Here is a 19582-nt window from a genome sequence, read left to right on the forward strand (position 1 = left end):
AGCTGTCGACGCCCCGTGATCCAACTGGAAGACCGTGCCTGCCCGCGTAACAGCTCCGATCCCACCTGTTCTTGGCCGGGCTCCGTGATCAGCAGCAGGCCGGCTCTGGGGAGGTTTTGGGCCCGTTGGAACGGCTGGCCGAGGTGCCGGACCCGCGCGATCCGCGCGGTGTACGGCACGGCCCGGCCGTCGTCCTGGCTCTGACCGCATGCGCGGTGCTGGCCGGGGCGACCTCGCTGCTGACAGCGGGCGAGTGGATCGCCGACACGCCAGCTCACGTGCTCGGGCAGCTCGACGTCCGCCCCGACCCGGTGCTGCCCGCGCGGCAACTGCCCTCGGAGTCCGCTGTGCGCCGGCTGCTGGCCCGAATCGACGGCGACGCCCTGCACCGGGCGGTTGCGCATTGGCTCGCGGACCGTCGCCCAAAGCCGTCCGGACTGCGCGCGCTGGCCGTGGACGGCAAGAGCCTGCGGGGCGCCGCGAAAGCGGGCGGGCGGAAGATTCATCTGCTCGTCGCCCTAGAACACACCACCGGCCTGGTCCTGGCCCGGCTCGACGTCGGCGACAAGACCATCGAGATCACCCGCTTTCGGCCACCGCTGGAGACCGTCGCCGACCTGGCCGGCATGGTCGTCACCGCCGACGCCCTGCGCACCCAGCGCGAGCATGCCGCCTATCTGCTTGGGCGGCAGGCCCACTACATCGTGATCGTCAAGGGCAACACGAGGGAGCTCCGCAAGCAGCTCAAGTCCCTTCCCTGGAAGGACATCCCGCTGCAGGGGCGGACTCACGGCGTCGGCCACGGCCGCTCGGAGATCCGCCGGATCAAGGTCTGCACCGTGAACAACCCGCTGTTCCCCGGAGCTCAGCAGGCCATCCAGATCAAGAGGCGGCGCACCGACCGCAAGACCGGCAGGACCACGGTCAAGACCGTCTACGCGGTCACCAGTCTCTCGGCCGAGCAGGCCTCGCCCGCCCGGCTCGCGCAACTGGTCAAGGAACACTGGCAGGTCGAGGCTCTGCACCACGTCCGTGACACCACCTTCGCCGAGGACGCCTCCCAGCTGCGGACCGGCAACGCACCCCGCGCCATGGCCACCTGCCGCAACCTCGCCATCGGTGCCCTGAAACTCGCCGGGGCCGTCAGCGTCGCCGCCGGCCTTCGGCGCAACGCCCGCGACCCCCGCCGCCCACTTGCACTCCTCGGCCTCAGATGATCACAAACCGGACGTCATCTGACCTACGCTGAAGTCCTGGGCCGGTGTGGTGGTGTCGATTGCACGCCGCTTCTTCGGCGTGTTACCGTCGTTCCGATCGTGATCTAGCAGCAGGAGGTGAGCACCATGACCGCAGTGTCCGTAATTGGGTGCTCCCCTGCAGCCCACGATCGCGCGGCTTAGGTAGTCGCCACCGGGAGTGCTCGCCAGGCAATTCGCGAAAGGCGACTCCCATGCACATTGATTCTTCCTCAAACATGCCCCCCACTTCGACGATCGACGCCACCGTGCGGGTGCGTGCCGCTGGTGAGCGGGCGGTAGTCCTCGGTGGTGGCGGGGCGGCAGGCAATGCGTGGTTGATCGGCGTGATCGCCGGTCTGTTCGAGGCCGGGTTGGATGTGACCCAGGCTGATCTGATCATCGGGACTTCGGCCGGATCGACGGCCGCCGCCCAGGTGACGGCTGTGTCTCCGACCGAGCTACTCTGCGCCGTCCTGGCCACTGCGCCCCAGCACCGGCCCGGTCCGGCCGGATCCGGCGGTGGGCGTCCTCCGATCGGGCCGGCCGCAGGCCACATGGAGCGGACAGCCGCCATCATCGGCGCCGCCGAGGATGCGGCCGACATGCGCCGCCGGATGGGTGCGGCGGCGCTCGAAGCGGATGCGGCGTCGGACGGCTCCGCGCAGGCCCGGTGGCGGGCCACCGTCGCGGGTCGGCTGCCCAGCCAGGCCTGGCCGGAGCGAACGGTGGGGATCGTGGCTGTCGACGCCCACACCGGTGAGCCGGTCCTGTTCGACCGCCACAGTGGCGTCGACCTGGCGGACGCCGTCGCCGCCAGCTGTGCCAACGGCTTCGGTGTCCCTCCCTACGCCATCGGCGACAACCGGTATATCGACGGCGGCTACCGGCGCAACGAGAACGCTGATCTCGCGGCCGGATACGGGCGGGTGCTGGTGCTGTCGCCCCTGGGCGGCAGGACACGGCACCCGCTGGAGTGGGGCATGCAGCTCGACGCGCAGGCGGGGGAACTCCGTGCAGGCGGCAGCAGGGTTGAATGCATCCTGCCGGACGACGAGTCCCGCAACGTCTACTTCGGCACCAACCTGATGGATCTGTCGACCCGTCAGCCCGCCGCTCGGGCCGGTTATAACCAGGGCCTGCCCCTGGCCCGTCAACTCGCCGAGTTCTGGGGCTGACGCACGCCGAGACGGCGTTGCCGGGACGGAAGTCCCGGCAACGCCGCTTTGTCTGCGGGGCGGTCAGGAGGTGGCCTGGGCCGCGTCCTCGCTGACGTCGGCGACCAGGGCCGGGTGGCTGATCATCCCGACGTGGGAGGCGCCCGAGACCTGGACGACGTGGGAGTGGGCGCGCGTACTCCCAGCGCACCAGGGCCGGCGGGATGGACGTTGTCGGACTCGGCAACGATGCCCCAGGAGGGGATGGTGTACCAGGCCGCAGCCATGGTGACGTCCGTCAGGGAGGAGGCCGCGAACGGGTGCTGCCCGGCGGACGTCAAGCGTGTGCCCCAACCCGACGCACCGTCACGAACCGGATGTCACCCGACTACGCCGAAGCCCTGTCCGGCCGTCAGCCGGTGATGTCGAGCAGTAATGCTTCCAGCGGCCCCACCAGTTCGGCGTAGCGCTGGCCCGGCACCGGGCCCGGATGGTCGTGATCGGCGCCGTAGACCCGGCCCCGTAGGGGTTGCTCGTCTTCACGGTGCATCCGTCCAGCCTTGCAGCCAACACTGACAGTGGAGGCTCGCCCGGTCAGGTACGGAAGCGCGACAGCCAGCCGCCGTCCTTCTGCTTGGGCACCGCCTGGTCCTCTCGCTCGGCTTGTTGCTCCGCCTCGACAACCCGCTCCTCGCACTCGCCGCACAGCGTGGGGTGCCACCGCCCTACCTGCTTCGGACAGTTCTCCGCGGCCTCCCACCGTCCGTCGGTGAACTTCGTGCCGCAGCCGGCACACGCGGGACGGCGCGCTTCCCGCTCGGCCTTCTGCTGTTCGGCCTCGCGGCGCAGCTGCTCCTTGTACTCCTGCTGGCGGGCCTTCTGCTCGGCCTGCCGGCGCGCGTCGGCCCTGACCTGATCCGAGCCATGCCAAGTCACCAAGTCGACGTGCAGCCGGGATACTTGAGGCCATGGTGAAGCGTGTAGCGGTCCTCTCCGACATCCACGGTGTGCTGCCGGCCGTGGAGACGGTCCTCGCGGAACCCGATGTCACCGACGCGGACCTGATCGTCCTCACGGGTGACATCGCGTGCGGACCGCAGCCCACCGCGGTTCTGGACCTGCTGAGGGGCCTCGGCGACCGAGTGGCCTGGATCCGGGGCAACGCCGACCGTGAACTGGTCGAGTACCGGCGCGGGCTGCGGGACTCCATCCCCGACCCCATCGGCCCCTCGGCCGCCCGTGGTCTGCGCGAGGACCAGGTCGACTTCCTCGAAGGGCTGCCGACCTCACTCACCCTCCCGGTCGAGGGGCTCGGTACGGTGCTGTTCTGCCATGCCACCCCACGCGACGACGAGGAGGTGCTCCTGGTCGACAGTCCCCTTGAGCAGTGGGCGCAGGCGTTCGCCGACGTCGGCCCCGAGGTCACCACTGTCGTCTGCGGACACACTCACATGCCCTTCACTCGCCTCGCGGCCGGCCGCCTCGTCGTGAACCCCGGCAGCATCGGCATGCCGTACGGCAGACCCGGCGCCCACTGGGCCCTGCTCGGCCCGGACGTCCAGCTACGCCGCACCCTCCTGGACGTTCCCTCCGCCACGGCCCGCATCGCCGCGGACTCCTCCTTCGAGCAGGTGGCGAAGTGGGCCGACTACTGTCTGAACGCGCGGTGCACGGAGGATCAGGCGTATGAGATCTTCGGGCGGCAGACCAGGCCTTCGGGGCCATGATGCGGCACAAACAGGGTGCGGCTGGACGGGGCGACCGCCCGCTGCTTGACCTCGTGTACCGCGCCTGGGGTGAGACGCTCGTGGTCGTGACCAGGACCGCCACCCCGATGTGGCAGATCGTCCAACGCACCGAGAGCCTGCAGACCGGGCGCGGCCGGGCGGATACCGAGTAGGGGCTGAGAGGATACTCAGTGCCTTAGCAGGGGCCTCAGTTGCTGTGGGCGACCGGCTCGGGATCGGCGTCGAGCGCATCGAGCACTGCGTCGCCGTTCGCCCTCGCCCATTCGGTCAGCATGTGGATCGGATCGATCAGCGTTGCCCCGAGCGGGGTGAGCTCGTATTCGACGCGGGGCGGCACCTCGGCGTAGGCGTGGCGGCGGACGAGTCCGTGCGCCTGGAGCCGTCGGAGCGTCTGGGTGAGCATCTTGCGGGAGACACCGCCGATCAGCTCGATCAGCTCGCCATGGCGCACCGGGCCCTTGCTGAGGCCGTAGAGCACGACCACCGTCCACTTGTCGGCGATGAGTTCGACCGCCAGACGCGCCGGACAGTCGGCGAGGAAGGGATCACCGGGACCGAAACCGCTCATGGCGCCAAAGGTACCTGCTGGTTCCTATCAAATTCATAGCCTGGGTTCTCTGCTCCCCTCCAAAAAAGCCAGGAGAGTCATGCGAGTCATTACCCAGGAGACGCTCGGCGGTCCCGAGGTGCTCACCATCGTGGACGTGCCCGAGCCCCAGCCCCTCCCGACCGAGGTTCTCGTCCGCGTCAAGGCGATCGGGCTGAACCCGCTGGAGGCGCGTCTGCGCGCCGGCGAGTTCCCGCTGATCGGCCGGCCGCCGTTCGTCCTCGGCTGGGACATCAGCGGCGAGGTCGTACAGGCATCGGGGACGTGGCGGTTCAGGCCCGGCGACGAGGTGTTCGGGATGCCGCTGTTCCCCCGGGCGGCGAGCGCGTACGCCGAGGTCGTGTCGGCGCCGGCGTTGCACCTGGCGCGCAAGCCGGCGTCGCTCTCGCACGTCGAGGCGTCGGCGCTGCCGGTCGTCGGGCTGACGGCGTGGCAGGGCCTCGTCGACCTCGGCGGCGTGAAGGAGGGCGACCGCGTCCTGGTCCACGGCGGTGGCGGCGGGGTCGGCCACGTCGCCGTCCAGATCGCGAAAGCGCTCGGCGCGCACGTGATCGCGACCGCCAGCACGAGCAAGCGGAAGTTCGTCGAGGGGTTCGGCGCCGACGAGGTGATCGACTACACGGCGGTCGACTTCACCGAGGCGGTCCGCGACGTCGACGTCGTGCTCGACACGATCGGCGGCGAATCCGCCGCACGGTCGCTCACCGTGCTCCGCCCAGGCGGTCACCTGGTGACGGCGGTCGCCGAGGAGGATGCGGAGCTCGCCGCCAGGTACGAGGCGGCCGGCATGCGCTTCAGCGGCATCGCGGTCGACCCCGATCCGGTCGCCCTGCGAGGACTCACCGAACTCGTCGAACAGGGCAGGCTCCGGGTCCACGTGCAGGAGACGTTCCCGTTCGAGCGCGTCGCCGACGCGCACCGGCTGCTCGACGCAGGTCACCTCCAGGGCAAGCTCGTCCTCACCGTCTGATCCCGACGTAGGGCCCCGCTTGAGCGAGGTCCCACGGGCCGGCTCCGGCCTTTCGTCTCAACGTACCGAGTCGACCTGTCTCATCCAACTCAGTCCACCCAGGTCACCGTCGTACAGACGACTAACGTCGTTGAGACCGCGTCCAGTCCGGGCGTGCTGCGCGGGTGCTCGTGCCGGCCAGCAGGATGCCGCAGGTGGCGACTCGCCCGGGCGGGGCGGGAGTCGGTGTGGCGGGGTCAGAACTGGTTCTCGCCGCCGTTGACGTGCAGGGTGGTGCCGAGCATGAAGCTGCTGTCCGCTGAGGCGACGAAGGCCACGGCGGCGGCCTCCGCCTCTCCGTGCTTCAGCGCGGGGAGGCAACTCGCCGGTCCTCCGTCTGCCCACAGCTACTGTGCGTCGCCGCCAACCTCGTCCTCGGCGTCGGGGTGGGCCGCAGCGGCCTGCTCTGCACGGTCTGCGATCTGCTGGAGCGCGGCCAGATGCGCCCGCAGCCGTTCGCGGCCGGCGGCGGTGGCCCGCACCCAGGTGCGGCGCCGCTGGCCGGTGTACCCCTTGCGGATCTCGACGAGTTCGGCGCCACCGAGCGTGGTGAGCTGCTTGGACAACGCCGAGTCGCTCAGCCTGGCGTGGTCGCGGACGAAGGCGAACTCGCACCAGTTGGTGGCGGACACCAGGGAGAGGATCGTCAACCTGGTCGGGTCCAGGAGCAGTTGCTCCAGTCCGGGGGGAACGGCATCGGGCGCGGTGCCGGCGGCGTGGCCCATCATGCTCACGCGGCCGCCGTGTGACGGGCCATCCGCCGTACCACCACGTTGATCAGCAGGCCCACAGCGACCATGAGGACGGCGTACGGCAGCGCTGCGGCGGTGTACGGGTGCTCGCGGATCCAGGCCGGCATGCCGGGGCCGGTCAGCATGCGGTGCACGGCGGGGCCGGCGAAGTGCTGGGCGATACCGAGGACGAGGCCTATCAGCACAACGGGCAGCCAGGCGTTCCGGGGCGCTGCGCTGCGGTGCAGGGCGCCGGAGACAGCAGCGACGCGGGGGCTGCGCCGGCCGGCGACGACCCAGGCGACGGCGAGGGCGCCGAAACCGAGAGCGGAGACCTCCTGGGCAGCAGAACCGAAGTCGTTGGCGGCGAAGACCAGGGCCATGACGACGCCGAGGACGGTCCACAGCCACCAGGGCGTCCGGAGCGACTCGGCGGCGTTGACGCGGGCCGAGCGGACGCGGGCCAGCGCTTCCCGGGCCTCGGCGGGACTGAGCGTGTTCATGATGTGCCCCCTCAACGTGATTACTTTCCTATGAGGAAAGTAGCGCCCACTTTCCTGAGAGGCAAGTCAGATCGGAAACGGACCCCGGGACCCGAGCGCGGCCGGCGCGCGTGTTCGCGCCCAGCGAGGAAGCAGCGCGCGCCGGTTCACCACCGACACCGTCACCCCGCATGCCGCTGCCCACCCAGGCGACAGGTGGGTCAGGCACATCGCCTCATCGGACCGGACCAGGACGGGGCATCGTGCGTCACTTCACCGCCGGCCACACCTCCGGCCCGCCGCCCCGCCACTCGATCAGCGGCGAGTTCATCAGGTCCACCACGTCCAACCCTTCCAGGCCGGCACGCTCCAGGAACACGCTGAGGTCGTGCAGGCCGAACGCGGTTCCCCGCGTCTCGCTGTCGATTCGGATCTGTCGGCCGCCGCCCTCACCAGGCGGGAATACGATCACGCGAGGCTCAGCCATAGCCTCAGCCTCACCCGGTCGCAGGTGAGGCGCACTCGGGAGACGGCTGCCAGAGGCGCCCGGTCGACCCACGGAGGCGCGTTGCTGTCGTGGGTCTTTGTGGCCGAGCGGCACCCGCCGGTGTAGCGTTGTGATCAGCAGTCGTGGTTCCGAAGTCCCGTTCGCCCGTGATCGCCATCGCGGGCGTTTTTGCTGTTCAACGCCTCTCCGGACCAGGGCGATCACCTCCGGGTCCCGCATGGTGCGGGGCCCGATACAAGTCCCCACAAAGGAGACAGGCACATGGCTACTGGCACGGTGAAGTGGTTCAACGCGGAAAAGGGCTTCGGCTTCATCGCCCAGGACGGCGGCGGTCCCGACGTCTTCGTCCACTACTCCGCCATCAACGCTGGCGGTTTCCGGTCCCTCGAAGAGAACCAGCTGGTGAACTTCGACGTGACCCAGGGCCCGAAGGGCCCGCAGGCGGAGAACGTCACTCCCGCCTAGCAACGCCACGGCGAGCCCCGGCCAGTGCATCAACCAGCCGGGGCTCGCCCGTCTCGCCCCGCCTCCAGACCTGCGCGGTCCGGACGGCGGGGCGTCGTGCGTTTTCGAGCCTGCGGCAGTCACGTTCCGACAACAACTGCCCGCGCTCCGTGATCGACTGCCGCTCTGGCCGCACGCAACCGCACTACCGAGGGGGCCTCATGCGCCCGCGTCAGGTCTGGGCCGGCTGGTTGTGCGGCGAGCACAAACCCACCCGCCGGCGGCAGGTCCTCGCCGAGTTCGCCGAGCAGATCGCGGCGGACGGCACGGTCGTGGAGAAGAGCTTCCTCGGCTCGGTGCAAGCGTCCGGTGGGGGCGTCGACACCAAGCACTGCGACAGCGTCTACTTCGCCGACGTGCGCGGCTCCATGCCCGACCTCGTCCAGGCCGTCGGTCCACGAAAGCTGTCGCCGGTCGCCTTCGAACAGGGATCAACTGCACAGACCATCACTGCATGACAACCGATCTCCACGACCAAGGTGGAAGCCCCGGGCCTCCTGCCACCAGTTGAAGGGATCCCCAACGGCCCTGAGTTCCTGAACGCTGAAGAACCGGCATTCCCCGGTCACGTGGTGCACCGAGATACAGGGAGGACCGCAAACACGGTACTTGTCCTCTTTGGTGGTCATGGTCATGTATTTGACGGACTGATAGGTGAAAAAGGCTCCGTCTCCCGCATTTCTAATGTGGTCCACCATGTCCCAGAACTTGGTGTCCCGGAAGCCCCGGCCCGCACAGCCAGCGGCTCACCCTGGTCATACTCCTGCTGCACGGTGCGAATCGCCTTGCCCGAAAGGGCGATGGCGTCATCCCAGTCCGCTGTAGCCCGCATTGAGGGCCCGCCTGACCGGCACTGTGATCGCCTCAGAGGCTGCCGGGGCGGACCAGGCCGGTCCTCTTGACCCCGGTCAGGATGGGGGTGACTTCAAGGGTGGTGGCGTGTGTGAGGGCTCCGATGGTCTCGCTGAGAAAGTGGTAGAGCGCGTTGAGGTCGGCTGCCGCGACGGCCACGAGGAGGTTGGCCAACCCGGTGGTGGCGGAGGCGAAGCGGACCTGCGGGTGGCGGCTGAGCTGTCGTCCTGTCTCCTCCAGGCCGCCGGGTGCGACGGTGATCCACAGGAGGGCTTCGGTGCGGATCCCCAGCCGGGCCAGGTCGACCTCGGTCGCGAGCCTGAGGACCTGGCCGCCCACCAGTGCCTCTACCCGGCGACGGGCGGTGAGGGCGGTGGTGTCGGCGCGGCGCGCGAGGTCGGTGTAGGAGGCTCGGCCGTCCTCGATCAGTGCGGTGATCAGCTGGTGGTCGAGGGACTGGAGGACAGGCCGGCTGGGTGCCGCGGGCATGTCCGGCCGCAGGCTGGTCAGTTCGGTCTGCGTCAGCAGGCCGCCGCTCCAGTCGAAGGCGGCCGGGAAGACGCGGAGCAGCACGTGCGAGGTCCAGGACTGGACCGCGGGGGTGGCGGGCAGGTCCCGCAGCAGCAGGTTGTTGCGGGCGTCCGGTCCGTCCAGAAACAGGATGGTGCAGATCTCGTCGCCGCCGCCGAGAACGTCCACCCAGATGGTGTCAGGACGGCGGGCGAGGGTGGCGGCGACAGCACTGATCCGGTTGGGCTTGCACCGGATGCGCAGGGCCAGTGGGATCAGCTCGGGGAAGTGGACCGGGTTGCGTACGGCCGTGGCCCGCAGCGTGCCGTCGCCGAACAACGGTGCCGCTCGCCGTACGACGGTGCGCTCCGAGATGCCCAGGACCCGGCCGACCGTACGCCAGGAGGCACGGGGTGCGGCCAGCATCGCGGCGGCGATCCGGCTGTCCGTTTCATTCAACTGTTGGCGCACTTTCTCCACGATTTAAGATCATACGTCTCACTTCCTCAATTTCTGCGGCCTTTCATGGCTCAGATTCTCGCCTCGGCTTAGAACCGTCTCAGAGCAGCCGAGACGAGAGAGAGCAGGTGAGCACGATGACCGGCATCGAGCACACGGTGGTGGGCACCGACCGGGGCAAGGTCAGGGGGATCGCGGAGGGCGAGGCGGTGTCCTTCCGGGGCATCCCGTACGCCGCGTCGCCGGTCGGCGCGCTGCGGTTCGCCGCGCCGCAGCCGCACCCCGGCTGGACGGAGGTGCGGGACGCTGCCGCGGCAGGCCCGTCCGTTCCGCAGGCGGCCTCCCGGCTGGAGAAGGTGCAGGGGCAGCGAGTGCCGGACTGGAACGAGGACGGCAGCCTGACCGTGAACGTCTTCACTCCGCGCCGGGCGCTGGAGGATCGCGCCGCCCGGCCCGTCCTTCTCTGGTGGCACGGCGGCGGCTTCACCAGTGGGTCCGGCGGCTGGGACTGGTACGACGGCGGCCGCCTCGCCGCGCTGGGTGACATCGTGGTGGTCACCGCCAACTACCGGGTGGGGCCGCTGGGTTACCTCTACCTGCCCGAGATCGGCGCGGCCAACCTCGGTCCCCAGGACCAGGCCGCCGTGCTGCGCTGGGTGCAGAACAACATCGTCGCCTTCGGCGGTGACCCGCGTACGGTCACCGTCGGCGGGCAGTCCGCCGGAGCGTACTCGGCCCTGTCGCTCGCGCTCGACCCCGCGACGAACGGGTCCATCACCCGGGTGCTGCTGCAGAGCGGTCCCTTCGGCCTGAACCCGCAGGATCCGCACCAGGCCACCGAGAACGCCGACGCCTACCTGCGCCTGCTGGACATCCCGAACGGCACGGACACTGCCAAGGCCCTACGTGCACTGCCGGCCGAGCAGTTGCTGGACGCCTACGGCCGCCTGTCCGGCCGGCTCGCGGCTCCGGGCAACGCGGCTCCGCCGATGTACCCGGTCCTCGGCGCCCCCGGCGTGCCCCGCGCCCCGCAGCAGGCGCTCACCGACGGCGCGCTGGAGGGCAAGCCGCTGCTGATCGGCACCACCCGCGACGAGGCGACGGCCTTCTTCGCCTTCGACCCCCGCATCCAGAACCTCACCACCGACACCGCCCTGGACATCCTCACCGCCCAGGTCGGCCGGCAGGCCGCCAGGGACGTCTACCAGCAGCACGCCGACCGCCTCCCGCAGGCGACACCGTCGCAGATCTTCACCTCGGTGCAGACCGACGGCCTCTTCCGCGACGGCTCGCTTCAGATCGCCGACCACCACGCGGCCGGCGGCAACACCACCTACGTCTACCAGTTCGACCACGCCCCCGCCGAGGACCCCTACGGCCTGGGCGCCACCCACTGCGCCGAACTGCCTTTCCTCTTCAACACCTTCGACGCCTACCTCGGAAGCCCGATCCTCGTCGGCGCCGGCGAGGCCCAGCGCGCCCTGGGCCTCGAATTCGCGACCGCCGTCGCCGAGTTCGTCACCACCGGAGCGACCGGCGACTGGCTGCCCTACGCCCCCGCGACCGCGGCCCGCATCCGCCACTTCGGCTGAGAGAGGAGACCGTCATGAAGATCGACGCCCTTTGAGCCGGCCGTGAGCCGTCCGAGCGTGCCGATGACCGGCGATCCCGGCACCCGGACCGTGCCGGACCGGTAGACGGCCGGGTCGATGGTGTTGAGGACGACCGTGGTGCGCGGCCCACAGCCGGTGAGCATGTCGGCTCTGCGGGCGGCGACCTCGCTGACGGCGATGACGTGGGTGGCGTGGGCCATGGCCCACAGGAGCCTCGGCAGCCGGGCGTGCTCGAAGACCTGGCCGTAGACCTCGTTGCCGCGCACGCCCACCACGGACGGTATGCCGCATTCGGCTGCGGCCAAGGTCGCGTAGAAGCCCGCCGAGGCGGCGGAGAAACCGTGCAGCAGGGTGTACCGGCGGCGGCGTGCCAGCGCGACCAGGGCCTGCTGGACGACCAGTTCGCGATCCGGCCGCGGCGCCGCCACGTCATCCGGGAGCAGTTCGAAGAAGCCGATCCCTGGATCCCTGTCGAACGAGGGTCCGGTCAGCGAGTCGCTGCTTTGCGCGTCTGGAGCGGGTCGCAGCCCCACGACGTCCACATCGAACCGGCCGTCGGCGGACAGGCCGCGGGCGAGCCGCAGCACGCTGGTGCCGATGCCGCCGTGCTGGCGTATCGCGCCGAACAGTACGAGGGCTATGCGTGGGCGGGAGTTCGTCACCGGTGGCTCGCAGCGTCTATGCGTCTCATGGCGCACATTGTTGTCGGGCGGTCACACACGATCCATGCCGCCTTTCCGGGGCGAAACAGGCATTCGGATGAGCCGGAGAGCCAGCTACGCAGCCGGGAACGGGGCGCCGACCCACGGCGCCCTGCTCTCCGCCCCGGCGGCTTCCTCTTCCTCTACGACCGCCGGACCCTGCACGGCGCGTCCGGCGTCACCTCGGCCGGCCCCACCGGCGGGTACCGGGACGCCCTCGTCATGAGCTTCACGGCTCTGTGAAGACAACTGGGACAACCTTGTCGGAAACATCTGTTAAGGCCAGCCTGGTTGGCGCCCGCGGCGACGGACTGCGTGAAGGGGGAGGTCGGTGGGGCCGTAGCGGCGCTTGGCCTCAATCAGGCGATGGGGACGGGTCTGCGTCCCGAAGCCGCGGGGATTCGCCAGAAGCTATCCCGGCGGCCGGCCGGAGCCGTAATCAAGTCGTAGCGAGGCGCGGCCCCGTCGGGCAGAGCCGCTCGCACGCTGCGCGTCACGCCGCTGAAAGGCACAGGCCCCACTAGAGGGACGACGGATCGATTCAGCCTGGTCTGTTCGGGTGATTGGGGCGGTGACGGCGGAACGCAGGCCACTAGGAAGGTGATCGAGCGGTCTGCACGCCGGACTCCGGAGCCACAGCAAGGCGGGCGGACTAACTCCCACACACCACCCGCTTGCAGTGATGTTGCAATGGAGATGCGCGTGCCCGCAATGAAGTGGACCGATGAGCTGCTGGACCCCCTGCGGAAGGCCGGCGACCCCCTGGCCGACGCCGCGATCGAAGAGATCTACGAGCTCGGCCGGCAGGAGCAGGTCCGCGAGGCCCTCCTCGCGCTGGAGGGCAACAGTGAGGCCGTCCCGGACGGCCTGCCGCCGAAGCTGCAGGAGTACTTCACCCGCAGCGCGGTCCTGCCCGAGTGGGCAGACACGCGGCTGACGGCACGTGGCCAGGGCCTGCTCGGCCGCTACCAGGGACACATCACCACCACGCTGCTGTGCGGCTCCCTGCCCCTGTGCTACAGCTGCGGCGACGGGGCACAGGTCCTCTACAGCTCCACCCGCCTGACCCAGGGTGTGTTCCGCCGGCTGATGGAGACCGCCCAGTTCGTCGTCGACGTCCTGGAGACCGGCGGCCTCGGGCCCGGTGCACGCGGGGTGCGCACGGCCCAGAAGATCCGGCTGCTGCACGCCACGATGCGGTACCACCTGTCGCGCAAGGAGGACTGGGACACCTCCTGGGGCGTGCCCGTCAACCAGGAAGACCTGGCTGCCACCTTGATGAGCTTCTCCGTCATCATCCCCCGCGGGCTGGCCCGGCTCGGCGTCGAGCTTCCCGCCCAAGACAGGGACGCCTTCTTCCACATCTGGCGGATCATCGGCTACGTCCTCGGCGTCGCCGAGAAGGTCAACCCGTCCACCTTCGACGACGGTGCTGCCCTGGTGGACGCCGTCCTGCGCCGACAGCAACGGCCCTCCGAGGCCGGAACCGTCCTGACGAAGGGCGTCCTGGACTACATCCGCGAGGTCCTGCCAACCCCGCTGTTCGCGGGGGTGGGCCCCACCTTGATGCGCCACCTCGCCGGAGACCGGACCGCGGACATCGTCTCAGTCCCGCCGGCCGACCACACCAAGCTCGCCCTCGCCGCCCAGTCCCCGCTGAGCATGGGCTACGGAAAGGCCGGCGACACCGTGCCCCTCCTCGCCAAGGCGTCCAACGAACTCGGCCTGGCCGTCTTCAAGCAGGGCCTGCGCCTGACCAACAAGGGCCGCCGCTACCAGTGGCAGGTCCCCACCGGCCTGACACCCACCACTTCAGCCTGACCGAAACAGCCGCCAGCGCAACGAGCGGCACCGATGGTGCAACATCTCATGTGGGCGGGAGCACCAGTGTCATTCACAGTCATCCCAGACCGTGAGGAAATGCCACGTCCGTGAGACTGAGAGGCTATGCCATCGGCCTGCAATAGCGGAAGAACCGCTGGTCAACAAGCACAGCCTGTTCCACAGGCGACGAGAACCTACAGTCATTGTGGGATCTCAGATCCGGCTTCACAATCTCAAGCCCGGCTGCATCCCGGCTGCATACGTGCAGCGATGCTGAGACTCCCTGGTCAGCGTATTCACCCTTCCGAGTGTCGGTAGCTCGCTCCTCGTCGCGCCCACGGCGGGCTTCTGGCCTTCGAACAGCTGCCCCCGGGAGGCGAGGGCAGTGGCTGGAGGAACTCGGAACTGATCAGCAGGTTTGGCCTGTTCGTGCGGGATGCTCTGCCATTTGTGCTGGAGACCATGGACGCGCCGACCTTCTGCCCGAACGTCCCCGCTGTCGTGAAGAGAGAGGCGAACGTGGCGAACTCTGGCGTGCCCACCTTCCCGCAAGACCGCACGTGCCCGTACCAGCCCGCCGACGCCTACCTCCCGCTGACCGCCCAAGAACCGCTGTCACGCGTGCAGCTCTATGACGGGCGCACCGTGTGGCTTGTGACCGGCCACGACGCAGCGCGCCGACTGCTCAGTCACCGGGAGGTGTCCGCTGACCGCCAGCACCCCGACTTCCCCTCGCCCGGCGCGCGCTTCGAGGCGTTGCGGCACATCCCCACCCCGCTGCTGGGCGTAGACGGGCCCGAGCATGCCCGCCAGCGTCGCCCACTGGTCCCCGCCTTCACAGCCAGAAGCGCCGCTGCCCTACGCCCGCACATCCAGCAGATCACTGACACCCTCCTCGACGCGATCGAGGAACAAGGCCCTCCCGCGGACCTCGTCTCTGCCTTCGCTGCTCCGCTGTCCTCCAAGGTCGCCTGCCAACTGCTCGGAGTCCCCGCCGGCGACCGCGACTTCTTCGAATCCCGGCTGCACCTGCTCTTCACCGGAACCCCTGACCAGGCTCTCACCGCACGCAGCGAGCTGATGGACCACCTCGATGCCCTCCTCACTTCCAAGGAGACCCGACACGGCGAGGGCCTGCTCGATGTCCTCCTGGAACACGCGCGCACCGATGGCGGCCTGGACCGGTTCACGCTCGTACGGATGGCCGTGATCCTGCTGACCGCCGGCCACGAGACCACCGCCAACGTGATCACGATCGGGACGTACACCCTGCTCCAGCACCCCAACTGCGTGAACCAGCTGCGGGCTGGGGCCGAGTCCCTGCCCGCGGTGATCGAGGAACTGCTGCGACTGGTGTGCGTATTCGACATCGTCATGCGCGTCGCCACAGCCGACATCACCATCGAGGGCCACGCCATCCGCGCCGGCGACGGCATCGTCGTCTCGCTCTCCCTCGCCAGCCACGACCCCGCCCACTACCCCGCACCACACATCATCGACACCAAGCAGGCATCCCCCCGCCACCTCGCCTTCGGCACCGGCCCCCACCAATGCCTCGGCCAGCACCTCGCCCGCACCGAACTGCACATCGCCTTCCGCTCCTTGCTCACCCGGTTCCCGAACCTGCACCTGGACCCGGCCACCGCCACGGCGGGATTCCAGCCCGGCACCGTCCTGCAGCGCATGACCGCACTCCCAGTGCACTGGTAGCGGAGTAAGGACCGGCCTGGGGAAATGGACACAGTCCTGAGACAGCAACGGCGTCCACCACCGTGAGACAAACCGAAATGCCTCAGCTCACAGCGTCGCGCCATGACGTGGCATCTGCGATCCCACACGAACCTGTTGGGTCTTACGGCTGATGTCGTCATCGCACGAGCCGTGTCGTACCGATGTCGTATACGACATCGCCGTGAGACTAGCGCGTGGGTGGGTGTTGCGTGCCCTGGGTGTGTGGTGCTCGTCGAGCTCCGGTTGGACTCGACGCGTTTCAGTCGTCCATCCGTCCGGTGACGGATCTTGTTGCCGTTCCTCTGTGGGTTAACCAGCCCACTCCATGGCTTGGGCGGCGCACAGAGACGGCGAGCACGAGATATACGGAGGTACCCGTGAAGGCAATCGTCGCGACGGATCCGGCCGCGGAAGCAGCCGGAATCACACTCGCGGAGCGGCCTGAGCCGACGCCGGCGATCAACGACGTCGTCGTTGAAGTCCGTGCGTCGGGCTTCGTCCCCGCGGAGTGGGAGTGGCCCTCGACGTGGGTCGATCGCGCCGGTCGCGATCGAGCCCAGGCGATCATCGGCCACGAGTTCGCCGGAGTGGTCACCTCCCTCGGCTACGGCACGACGGGGCTCTCGCTGGGACAGCGGGTGTTCGGGATCACGGACTGGCACCGCGATGGAACCCTGGCCGAGTACGCGGCCGTGGAGGCACGCAACCTGGCGCCGCTGCCGGGGAACGTCGACTTCACGGTGGGTGCGAGCCTGCCGATCTCCGGCCTGACCGCGTGGCAAGGTCTGTTCCAGCACAGTCGTCTTCAGGCGGGGCAGAGCGTCCTCGCACACGGCGCCGCCGGCGCAGTCGGGTCCGTGGTTACGCAGCTCGCCCGGGAGTTCGGCGCCTACGTCATCGGGACCGGGCGGGCAGCGGACCGCCAGGCGGCGCTCGACTTCGGCGCGAACGAGTTCCTCGACCTCGCCACCGAGGATCTCGACGACATCGGCGGGGTCGACGTGGTCTTCGATGTCATCGGCGCTGACATCCAAAGGCGCTCGGCGAGAATCATCCGGCCTGGCGGGACGCTGGTGTCGGTGGTCGGGCCTGTTGAGGCTCGCCCTGTCGACGGCTTGGCGGTCGACTTCGTCGTCGAATCCGTTCCGAGTCAGCTGGTGGAGATCGTCGACCGGGTGCGGGACGGGCGCCTTCGCACGCACATCGGAACCATCGCGACCCTCGACGACGCCGTCCCTGCGCTCAACCCGACCGAGCGGCGCAAGGGCAAGACCGTCATTCGCGTGCGCCCCTGAGCGCCCTGGAATGGGCCAACAGCGGTGGTGGGCTGGACGACCGCTGACCTGCCCGGTGTCGGACGAGGAAATGCCACGGACTTGAGACTGATCATGGTGACACGGCCGTGAGACAACCAAGAAAGCCCAGGTCGCAAAAGATCGACATGTCGGACGCGGCGAGATCCTGCAACCAGCCTACGAACGGCTCCGGCGTCCCGCGTGCGCGCTCCCGGCGGCCGCCCACCCTGGATGAGTGACCGGGACGCCGAAGGTCGTCGTGTACCCGCCGACCGAAGATGGCGGTCGGCGGGTACACGTCGGCAGCCGGTTCATGGGGATGGCGTGCAGCATTGCTCGACATCGCCGAGTTCCTACGACGGACCGGGGCCGAAGACGTCGGGCTCGCGGTCGGCGTGGTCGGTGTCCTGGTCGGGGGGGGTAGGGGTTCGTGGTCGGGATCCGCGGAGCCGGCGCGGGAGCGCTACCTCTCGGGGCTGCTGTCAGAGCAGCTTCTGCGGTGCCTGGTACTGGTCGACGGGCGCGAGGTTGCACGCGGGCTTGGGCCCGCCGAGCAGGTGCCCCCCGATGCCCTCACCTTCCGGTAGGGGCACCGCACAGCGGAGGTCGACATTGGCGAACGGAGCACCATAGGTGTTGCCGATGCCGCCTGCTTCGCCCGCGATGGTGGTGTTGCCGTTGCGGGTTCCGAAGTCCGTGGCGCCGGTGCCGCCGTTGGGTCCTCCGAAGTCCGTCGCCGATGCGGGTACAGCCACGGCCGTCGTTGCGGCAATCGCGAAAGCCGCGCCGGCCAGAGCCTTCATGATCACTGTGATGCTCCTGTTCGATGAGACGGTCATCCTCTTTGTGATCTGTCCAACGCCACGCCGTGGTTGCAGTTACGTGTGCCGGACCAGCTGTCACCGGCGAGCGCCGACAGAGCGGTCGGCCACGGCGAAGCTCTCACAGCGCCCGGGCAAACCGTGGCGCGGCCTCGGCTGTGGGTAGGGGCTGGACACCGAACCGCCTGCCGGACCAAGGGGATTACTGATGGACCAGTCCGGAGATCGGCGCACAAACGCGTCGCTTCAGGCCTACAACTGGGCACGTGTCGCCGGGAGTCCGGAACACACCTGGGCGGAATGGGAGGCTGCGAAATCTCTCAGCAACTCTGCTCCTGGCGAGCTGAGCGAGTGGCAGCGGTGGCTTCTGGATCACCTCAAGAACCAGCGGCTGGACGCCGAGCAGGCGATCGCTCGGGCGGAGATGTGGGTCAAGGTCGCCGCGGTGCAGCCGGGCGCCATGTCCTAAGGCCGCGTGCCGAGGGGCACTTCGGCGAGAACGTCCCACACGATCTCATGACGGTCATGCCATTCGGCCACGAGCGTGAGAGGCCAGCGTAGGCGTGGGAGAGATGGGGATACGAGGCCGTCGGGATGCGCGGCCACCGATCGCCTACGACCGTCTGGTGCGCCTGCCAGGTCATCTCCCACAACTGCCGGTGAGGCCAGCCGGGATAGCCCTTGCTCTCGATCGCCAGGGCGCCGGTGTCCGGGCGGGACAGTCGCACCTCGAACGGGTCGGTGTCGGCGGCCCGCCGGGGCACCTCCCGGGTGATCTGGTCGACCTCCCTGGCGCTGGCGCTGTCCTGCGGTCCGGCGTGCAGCACGGTGAGGTGCATCCATTGCGGCTGGACCGGGTGCAGGCCTGGCTGCTCAGACAGCAGGCGGTACGGCACGTACAGGCGCTTGCGAGCGAAGTTCTCGCCGGGAACGATCAGCCGGTGCAGGTCTTTACGGCCCGGGGGCCACGCAGAATTCGTCCATGAGCCCCGTCCCTCGTTGGCAGTTGGCACACACGCGCCGGATGCGGATCTTTCTCGGAGTGGGTTCCGAACAACCATGCGCAAACCCCAGTCGCACCGCCGTGCCGCGCTGTTGACGGCCCAGCGCGGCGGTAGATGCGGTACCGGATGTACTCAGTGGCCGACCTCCCGGCCACGGTGCGGTCCGGGCTGCTGAGGACAGTGCGCCTGCTGGTCGTCCTCGCGCACCGGGTGCGGTTCGTCAGCATCGTCCCGGTCGGCATAGCGGCTCTTGCGGGCGCGGGAGTCGTCGGCCGCCTTGGTGAACGCGTCCCGGAGGTGGCGCAGTCGCTCGGCCGTGGGATCGAGGGCTTCCACGTCGGTGCGGGACTCCCGCAGGGCCCGCAGCGCCGTCATGTCGACCGCTTCCTGTCGGCCGGCCTCCGGCTCCGGGTCGCCGTGCCCGGGGCGGCGGCCGGGGGCGCGAGCAGCTGCTCGGGCATCGCCGCCTGCTGGTGCGCGACGACGTCGTCCTCCCGGCCCCGCACGCCGACGTCGATGGTGGTGCGCAGCTTCTCGCGGTCCACCGCGCCGGCGAGGACAGCCCGGTCGTAGCTCAGCGGGAGGCGGGGGATCTGCCACTCCCCCGCTGTCTGGTCCGGGGTCCGGGGCGCAACTGGCGCGCTGGGATCCGCTGGGGGCTGCCGGTCCGGGTCGTGCGCGAGGGGCTGGTGGGCGGCGCCGGGCAGGGAGGTCGGACAGCGCCCACCGTGCGGCGTGGAGGCGGTAGCCGGACTCCAGGCCACGCACGGTCTTCGGCTCGCTGACATCCA

The 19582-nt window shown here is 69.4% G+C and carries 21 protein-coding genes and 1 pseudogene; 11 read left to right on the forward strand and 11 right to left on the reverse strand.

Annotated elements, in window-relative coordinates:
- Positions 1 to 143 precede the first annotated feature (143 nt).
- Together AC4OXY_RS04375 and AC4OXY_RS04380 are read left to right on the forward strand one after the other, a co-directional pair.
- Positions 144 to 1058, forward strand: a pseudogene (locus tag AC4OXY_RS04375) (ISAs1 family transposase); the annotation flags it as partial.
- A 446-nt stretch (positions 1059 to 1504) separates the two neighbouring features.
- Entirely contained in the window at positions 1505 to 2413 is a 909-nt protein-coding gene (locus AC4OXY_RS04380) for a patatin-like phospholipase family protein (RefSeq protein ID WP_491993210.1), read from the forward strand.
- Between the two features lie 391 nt (positions 2414 to 2804).
- Here the strand turns inward: AC4OXY_RS04380 and AC4OXY_RS04385 are convergent, their stop codons facing one another.
- Positions 2805 to 2942, reverse strand: coding sequence for a hypothetical protein (locus AC4OXY_RS04385; RefSeq protein WP_491993211.1), 138 nt, complete (start codon positions 2940 to 2942; stop codon positions 2805 to 2807).
- A 44-nt stretch (positions 2943 to 2986) separates the two neighbouring features.
- Positions 2987 to 3328 (reverse strand): hypothetical protein, encoded by a 342-nt coding sequence (locus tag AC4OXY_RS04390; protein ID WP_491993212.1) that lies wholly within the window; start codon positions 3326 to 3328, stop codon positions 2987 to 2989.
- A 32-nt stretch (positions 3329 to 3360) separates the two neighbouring features.
- Here AC4OXY_RS04390 and AC4OXY_RS04395 point away from each other — a divergent pair, with 32 nt between their 5' ends.
- Positions 3361 to 4119 carry a metallophosphoesterase family protein gene (locus AC4OXY_RS04395; protein WP_491993213.1) on the forward strand — a complete coding sequence of 253 codons (759 nt, stop codon included), beginning with the start codon at positions 3361 to 3363 and terminating at the stop codon, positions 4117 to 4119.
- 208 nt (positions 4120 to 4327) lie between these two features.
- On the opposite strand, the gene AC4OXY_RS04400 is transcribed toward AC4OXY_RS04395, so the two are convergent.
- Positions 4328 to 4708 carry a winged helix-turn-helix transcriptional regulator gene (locus tag AC4OXY_RS04400; RefSeq protein WP_356028168.1) on the reverse strand — a complete coding sequence of 127 codons (381 nt, stop codon included), beginning with the start codon at positions 4706 to 4708 and terminating at the stop codon, positions 4328 to 4330.
- A gap of 79 nt (positions 4709 to 4787) precedes the next feature.
- Between AC4OXY_RS04400 and AC4OXY_RS04405 the strand changes: the two genes are divergently transcribed.
- Positions 4788 to 5717, forward strand: a complete 930-nt coding sequence (locus AC4OXY_RS04405; RefSeq protein ID WP_491993214.1) for an NADP-dependent oxidoreductase — start codon at positions 4788 to 4790, stop codon at positions 5715 to 5717.
- Positions 5718 to 6103: 386 nt separating this feature from the next.
- On the opposite strand, the gene AC4OXY_RS04410 is transcribed toward AC4OXY_RS04405, so the two are convergent.
- From AC4OXY_RS04410 to AC4OXY_RS04420, 3 genes are all read right to left on the reverse strand, one after another.
- Positions 6104 to 6484 (reverse strand): transcriptional regulator, encoded by a 381-nt coding sequence (locus AC4OXY_RS04410; protein ID WP_491994781.1) that lies wholly within the window; start codon positions 6482 to 6484, stop codon positions 6104 to 6106.
- A gap of 2 nt (positions 6485 to 6486) precedes the next feature.
- Positions 6487 to 6990 (reverse strand): hypothetical protein, encoded by a 504-nt coding sequence (locus tag AC4OXY_RS04415; RefSeq protein WP_491993215.1) that lies wholly within the window; start codon positions 6988 to 6990, stop codon positions 6487 to 6489.
- A 247-nt stretch (positions 6991 to 7237) separates the two neighbouring features.
- Positions 7238 to 7456: a hypothetical protein gene (locus tag AC4OXY_RS04420; protein ID WP_356028161.1), complete on the reverse strand. Its 219-nt coding sequence runs from the start codon at positions 7454 to 7456 to the stop codon at positions 7238 to 7240.
- A gap of 282 nt (positions 7457 to 7738) precedes the next feature.
- Here AC4OXY_RS04420 and AC4OXY_RS04425 point away from each other — a divergent pair, with 282 nt between their 5' ends.
- On the forward strand, positions 7739 to 7942 hold the full coding sequence (locus AC4OXY_RS04425) for a cold-shock protein (RefSeq protein ID WP_356028159.1): 204 nt from the start codon (positions 7739 to 7741) through the stop codon (positions 7940 to 7942).
- A 200-nt stretch (positions 7943 to 8142) separates the two neighbouring features.
- A complete protein-coding gene (locus AC4OXY_RS04430) occupies positions 8143 to 8439 on the forward strand; it encodes a hypothetical protein (protein ID WP_491993216.1) in 297 nt (98 codons plus the stop codon).
- A gap of 406 nt (positions 8440 to 8845) precedes the next feature.
- Here the strand turns inward: AC4OXY_RS04430 and AC4OXY_RS04435 are convergent, their stop codons facing one another.
- Positions 8846 to 9823 (reverse strand): Lrp/AsnC ligand binding domain-containing protein, encoded by a 978-nt coding sequence (locus AC4OXY_RS04435; RefSeq protein WP_491993217.1) that lies wholly within the window; start codon positions 9821 to 9823, stop codon positions 8846 to 8848.
- A gap of 116 nt (positions 9824 to 9939) precedes the next feature.
- Here AC4OXY_RS04435 and AC4OXY_RS04440 point away from each other — a divergent pair, with 116 nt between their 5' ends.
- Complete coding sequence (locus AC4OXY_RS04440; protein WP_491994782.1) at positions 9940 to 11394, forward strand: carboxylesterase/lipase family protein; 1455 nt, start codon at positions 9940 to 9942, stop codon at positions 11392 to 11394.
- On the opposite strand, the gene AC4OXY_RS04445 is transcribed toward AC4OXY_RS04440, so the two are convergent.
- Positions 11352 to 12077 carry a glycosyltransferase gene (locus AC4OXY_RS04445; protein ID WP_356028153.1) on the reverse strand — a complete coding sequence of 242 codons (726 nt, stop codon included), beginning with the start codon at positions 12075 to 12077 and terminating at the stop codon, positions 11352 to 11354. The genes AC4OXY_RS04440 and AC4OXY_RS04445 overlap by 43 nt on opposite strands.
- Positions 12078 to 12812: 735 nt before the next feature.
- Here AC4OXY_RS04445 and AC4OXY_RS04450 point away from each other — a divergent pair.
- The 3 genes from AC4OXY_RS04450 to AC4OXY_RS04460 all read left to right on the forward strand — a co-directional run bounded on the left by AC4OXY_RS04450 (position 12813) and on the right by AC4OXY_RS04460 (position 16966).
- Positions 12813 to 13937 carry an oxygenase MpaB family protein gene (locus AC4OXY_RS04450; protein ID WP_491993218.1) on the forward strand — a complete coding sequence of 375 codons (1125 nt, stop codon included), beginning with the start codon at positions 12813 to 12815 and terminating at the stop codon, positions 13935 to 13937.
- A gap of 465 nt (positions 13938 to 14402) precedes the next feature.
- A complete protein-coding gene (locus AC4OXY_RS04455) occupies positions 14403 to 15650 on the forward strand; it encodes a cytochrome P450 (RefSeq protein WP_491993219.1) in 1248 nt (415 codons plus the stop codon).
- A 398-nt stretch (positions 15651 to 16048) separates the two neighbouring features.
- Positions 16049 to 16966, forward strand: coding sequence for an NADP-dependent oxidoreductase (locus tag AC4OXY_RS04460; protein WP_376294184.1), 918 nt, complete (start codon positions 16049 to 16051; stop codon positions 16964 to 16966).
- 482 nt (positions 16967 to 17448) lie between these two features.
- Here AC4OXY_RS04460 and AC4OXY_RS04465 read toward each other — a convergent pair whose 3' ends face one another.
- Positions 17449 to 17769 carry a hypothetical protein gene (locus AC4OXY_RS04465; protein ID WP_491994783.1) on the reverse strand — a complete coding sequence of 107 codons (321 nt, stop codon included), beginning with the start codon at positions 17767 to 17769 and terminating at the stop codon, positions 17449 to 17451.
- A gap of 226 nt (positions 17770 to 17995) precedes the next feature.
- On the opposite strand from AC4OXY_RS04465, the gene AC4OXY_RS04470 reads away from it, so the two are divergent.
- Positions 17996 to 18256 (forward strand): hypothetical protein, encoded by a 261-nt coding sequence (locus tag AC4OXY_RS04470; protein ID WP_491993220.1) that lies wholly within the window; start codon positions 17996 to 17998, stop codon positions 18254 to 18256.
- A 667-nt stretch (positions 18257 to 18923) separates the two neighbouring features.
- Here AC4OXY_RS04470 and AC4OXY_RS04475 read toward each other — a convergent pair.
- Positions 18924 to 19166, reverse strand: a complete 243-nt coding sequence (locus AC4OXY_RS04475; RefSeq protein ID WP_491993221.1) for a hypothetical protein — start codon at positions 19164 to 19166, stop codon at positions 18924 to 18926.
- The gene (locus AC4OXY_RS04480; RefSeq protein ID WP_491993222.1) at positions 19163 to 19555 is read right to left on the reverse strand and encodes a hypothetical protein; all 393 of its coding nucleotides are present in this window, start codon (positions 19553 to 19555) and stop codon (positions 19163 to 19165) included. The genes AC4OXY_RS04475 and AC4OXY_RS04480 overlap by 4 nt, the downstream gene beginning before the upstream one ends.
- Positions 19556 to 19582 lie beyond the last annotated feature (27 nt).

Source organism: Streptomyces sp. HUAS MG56, from assembly GCF_058673395.1.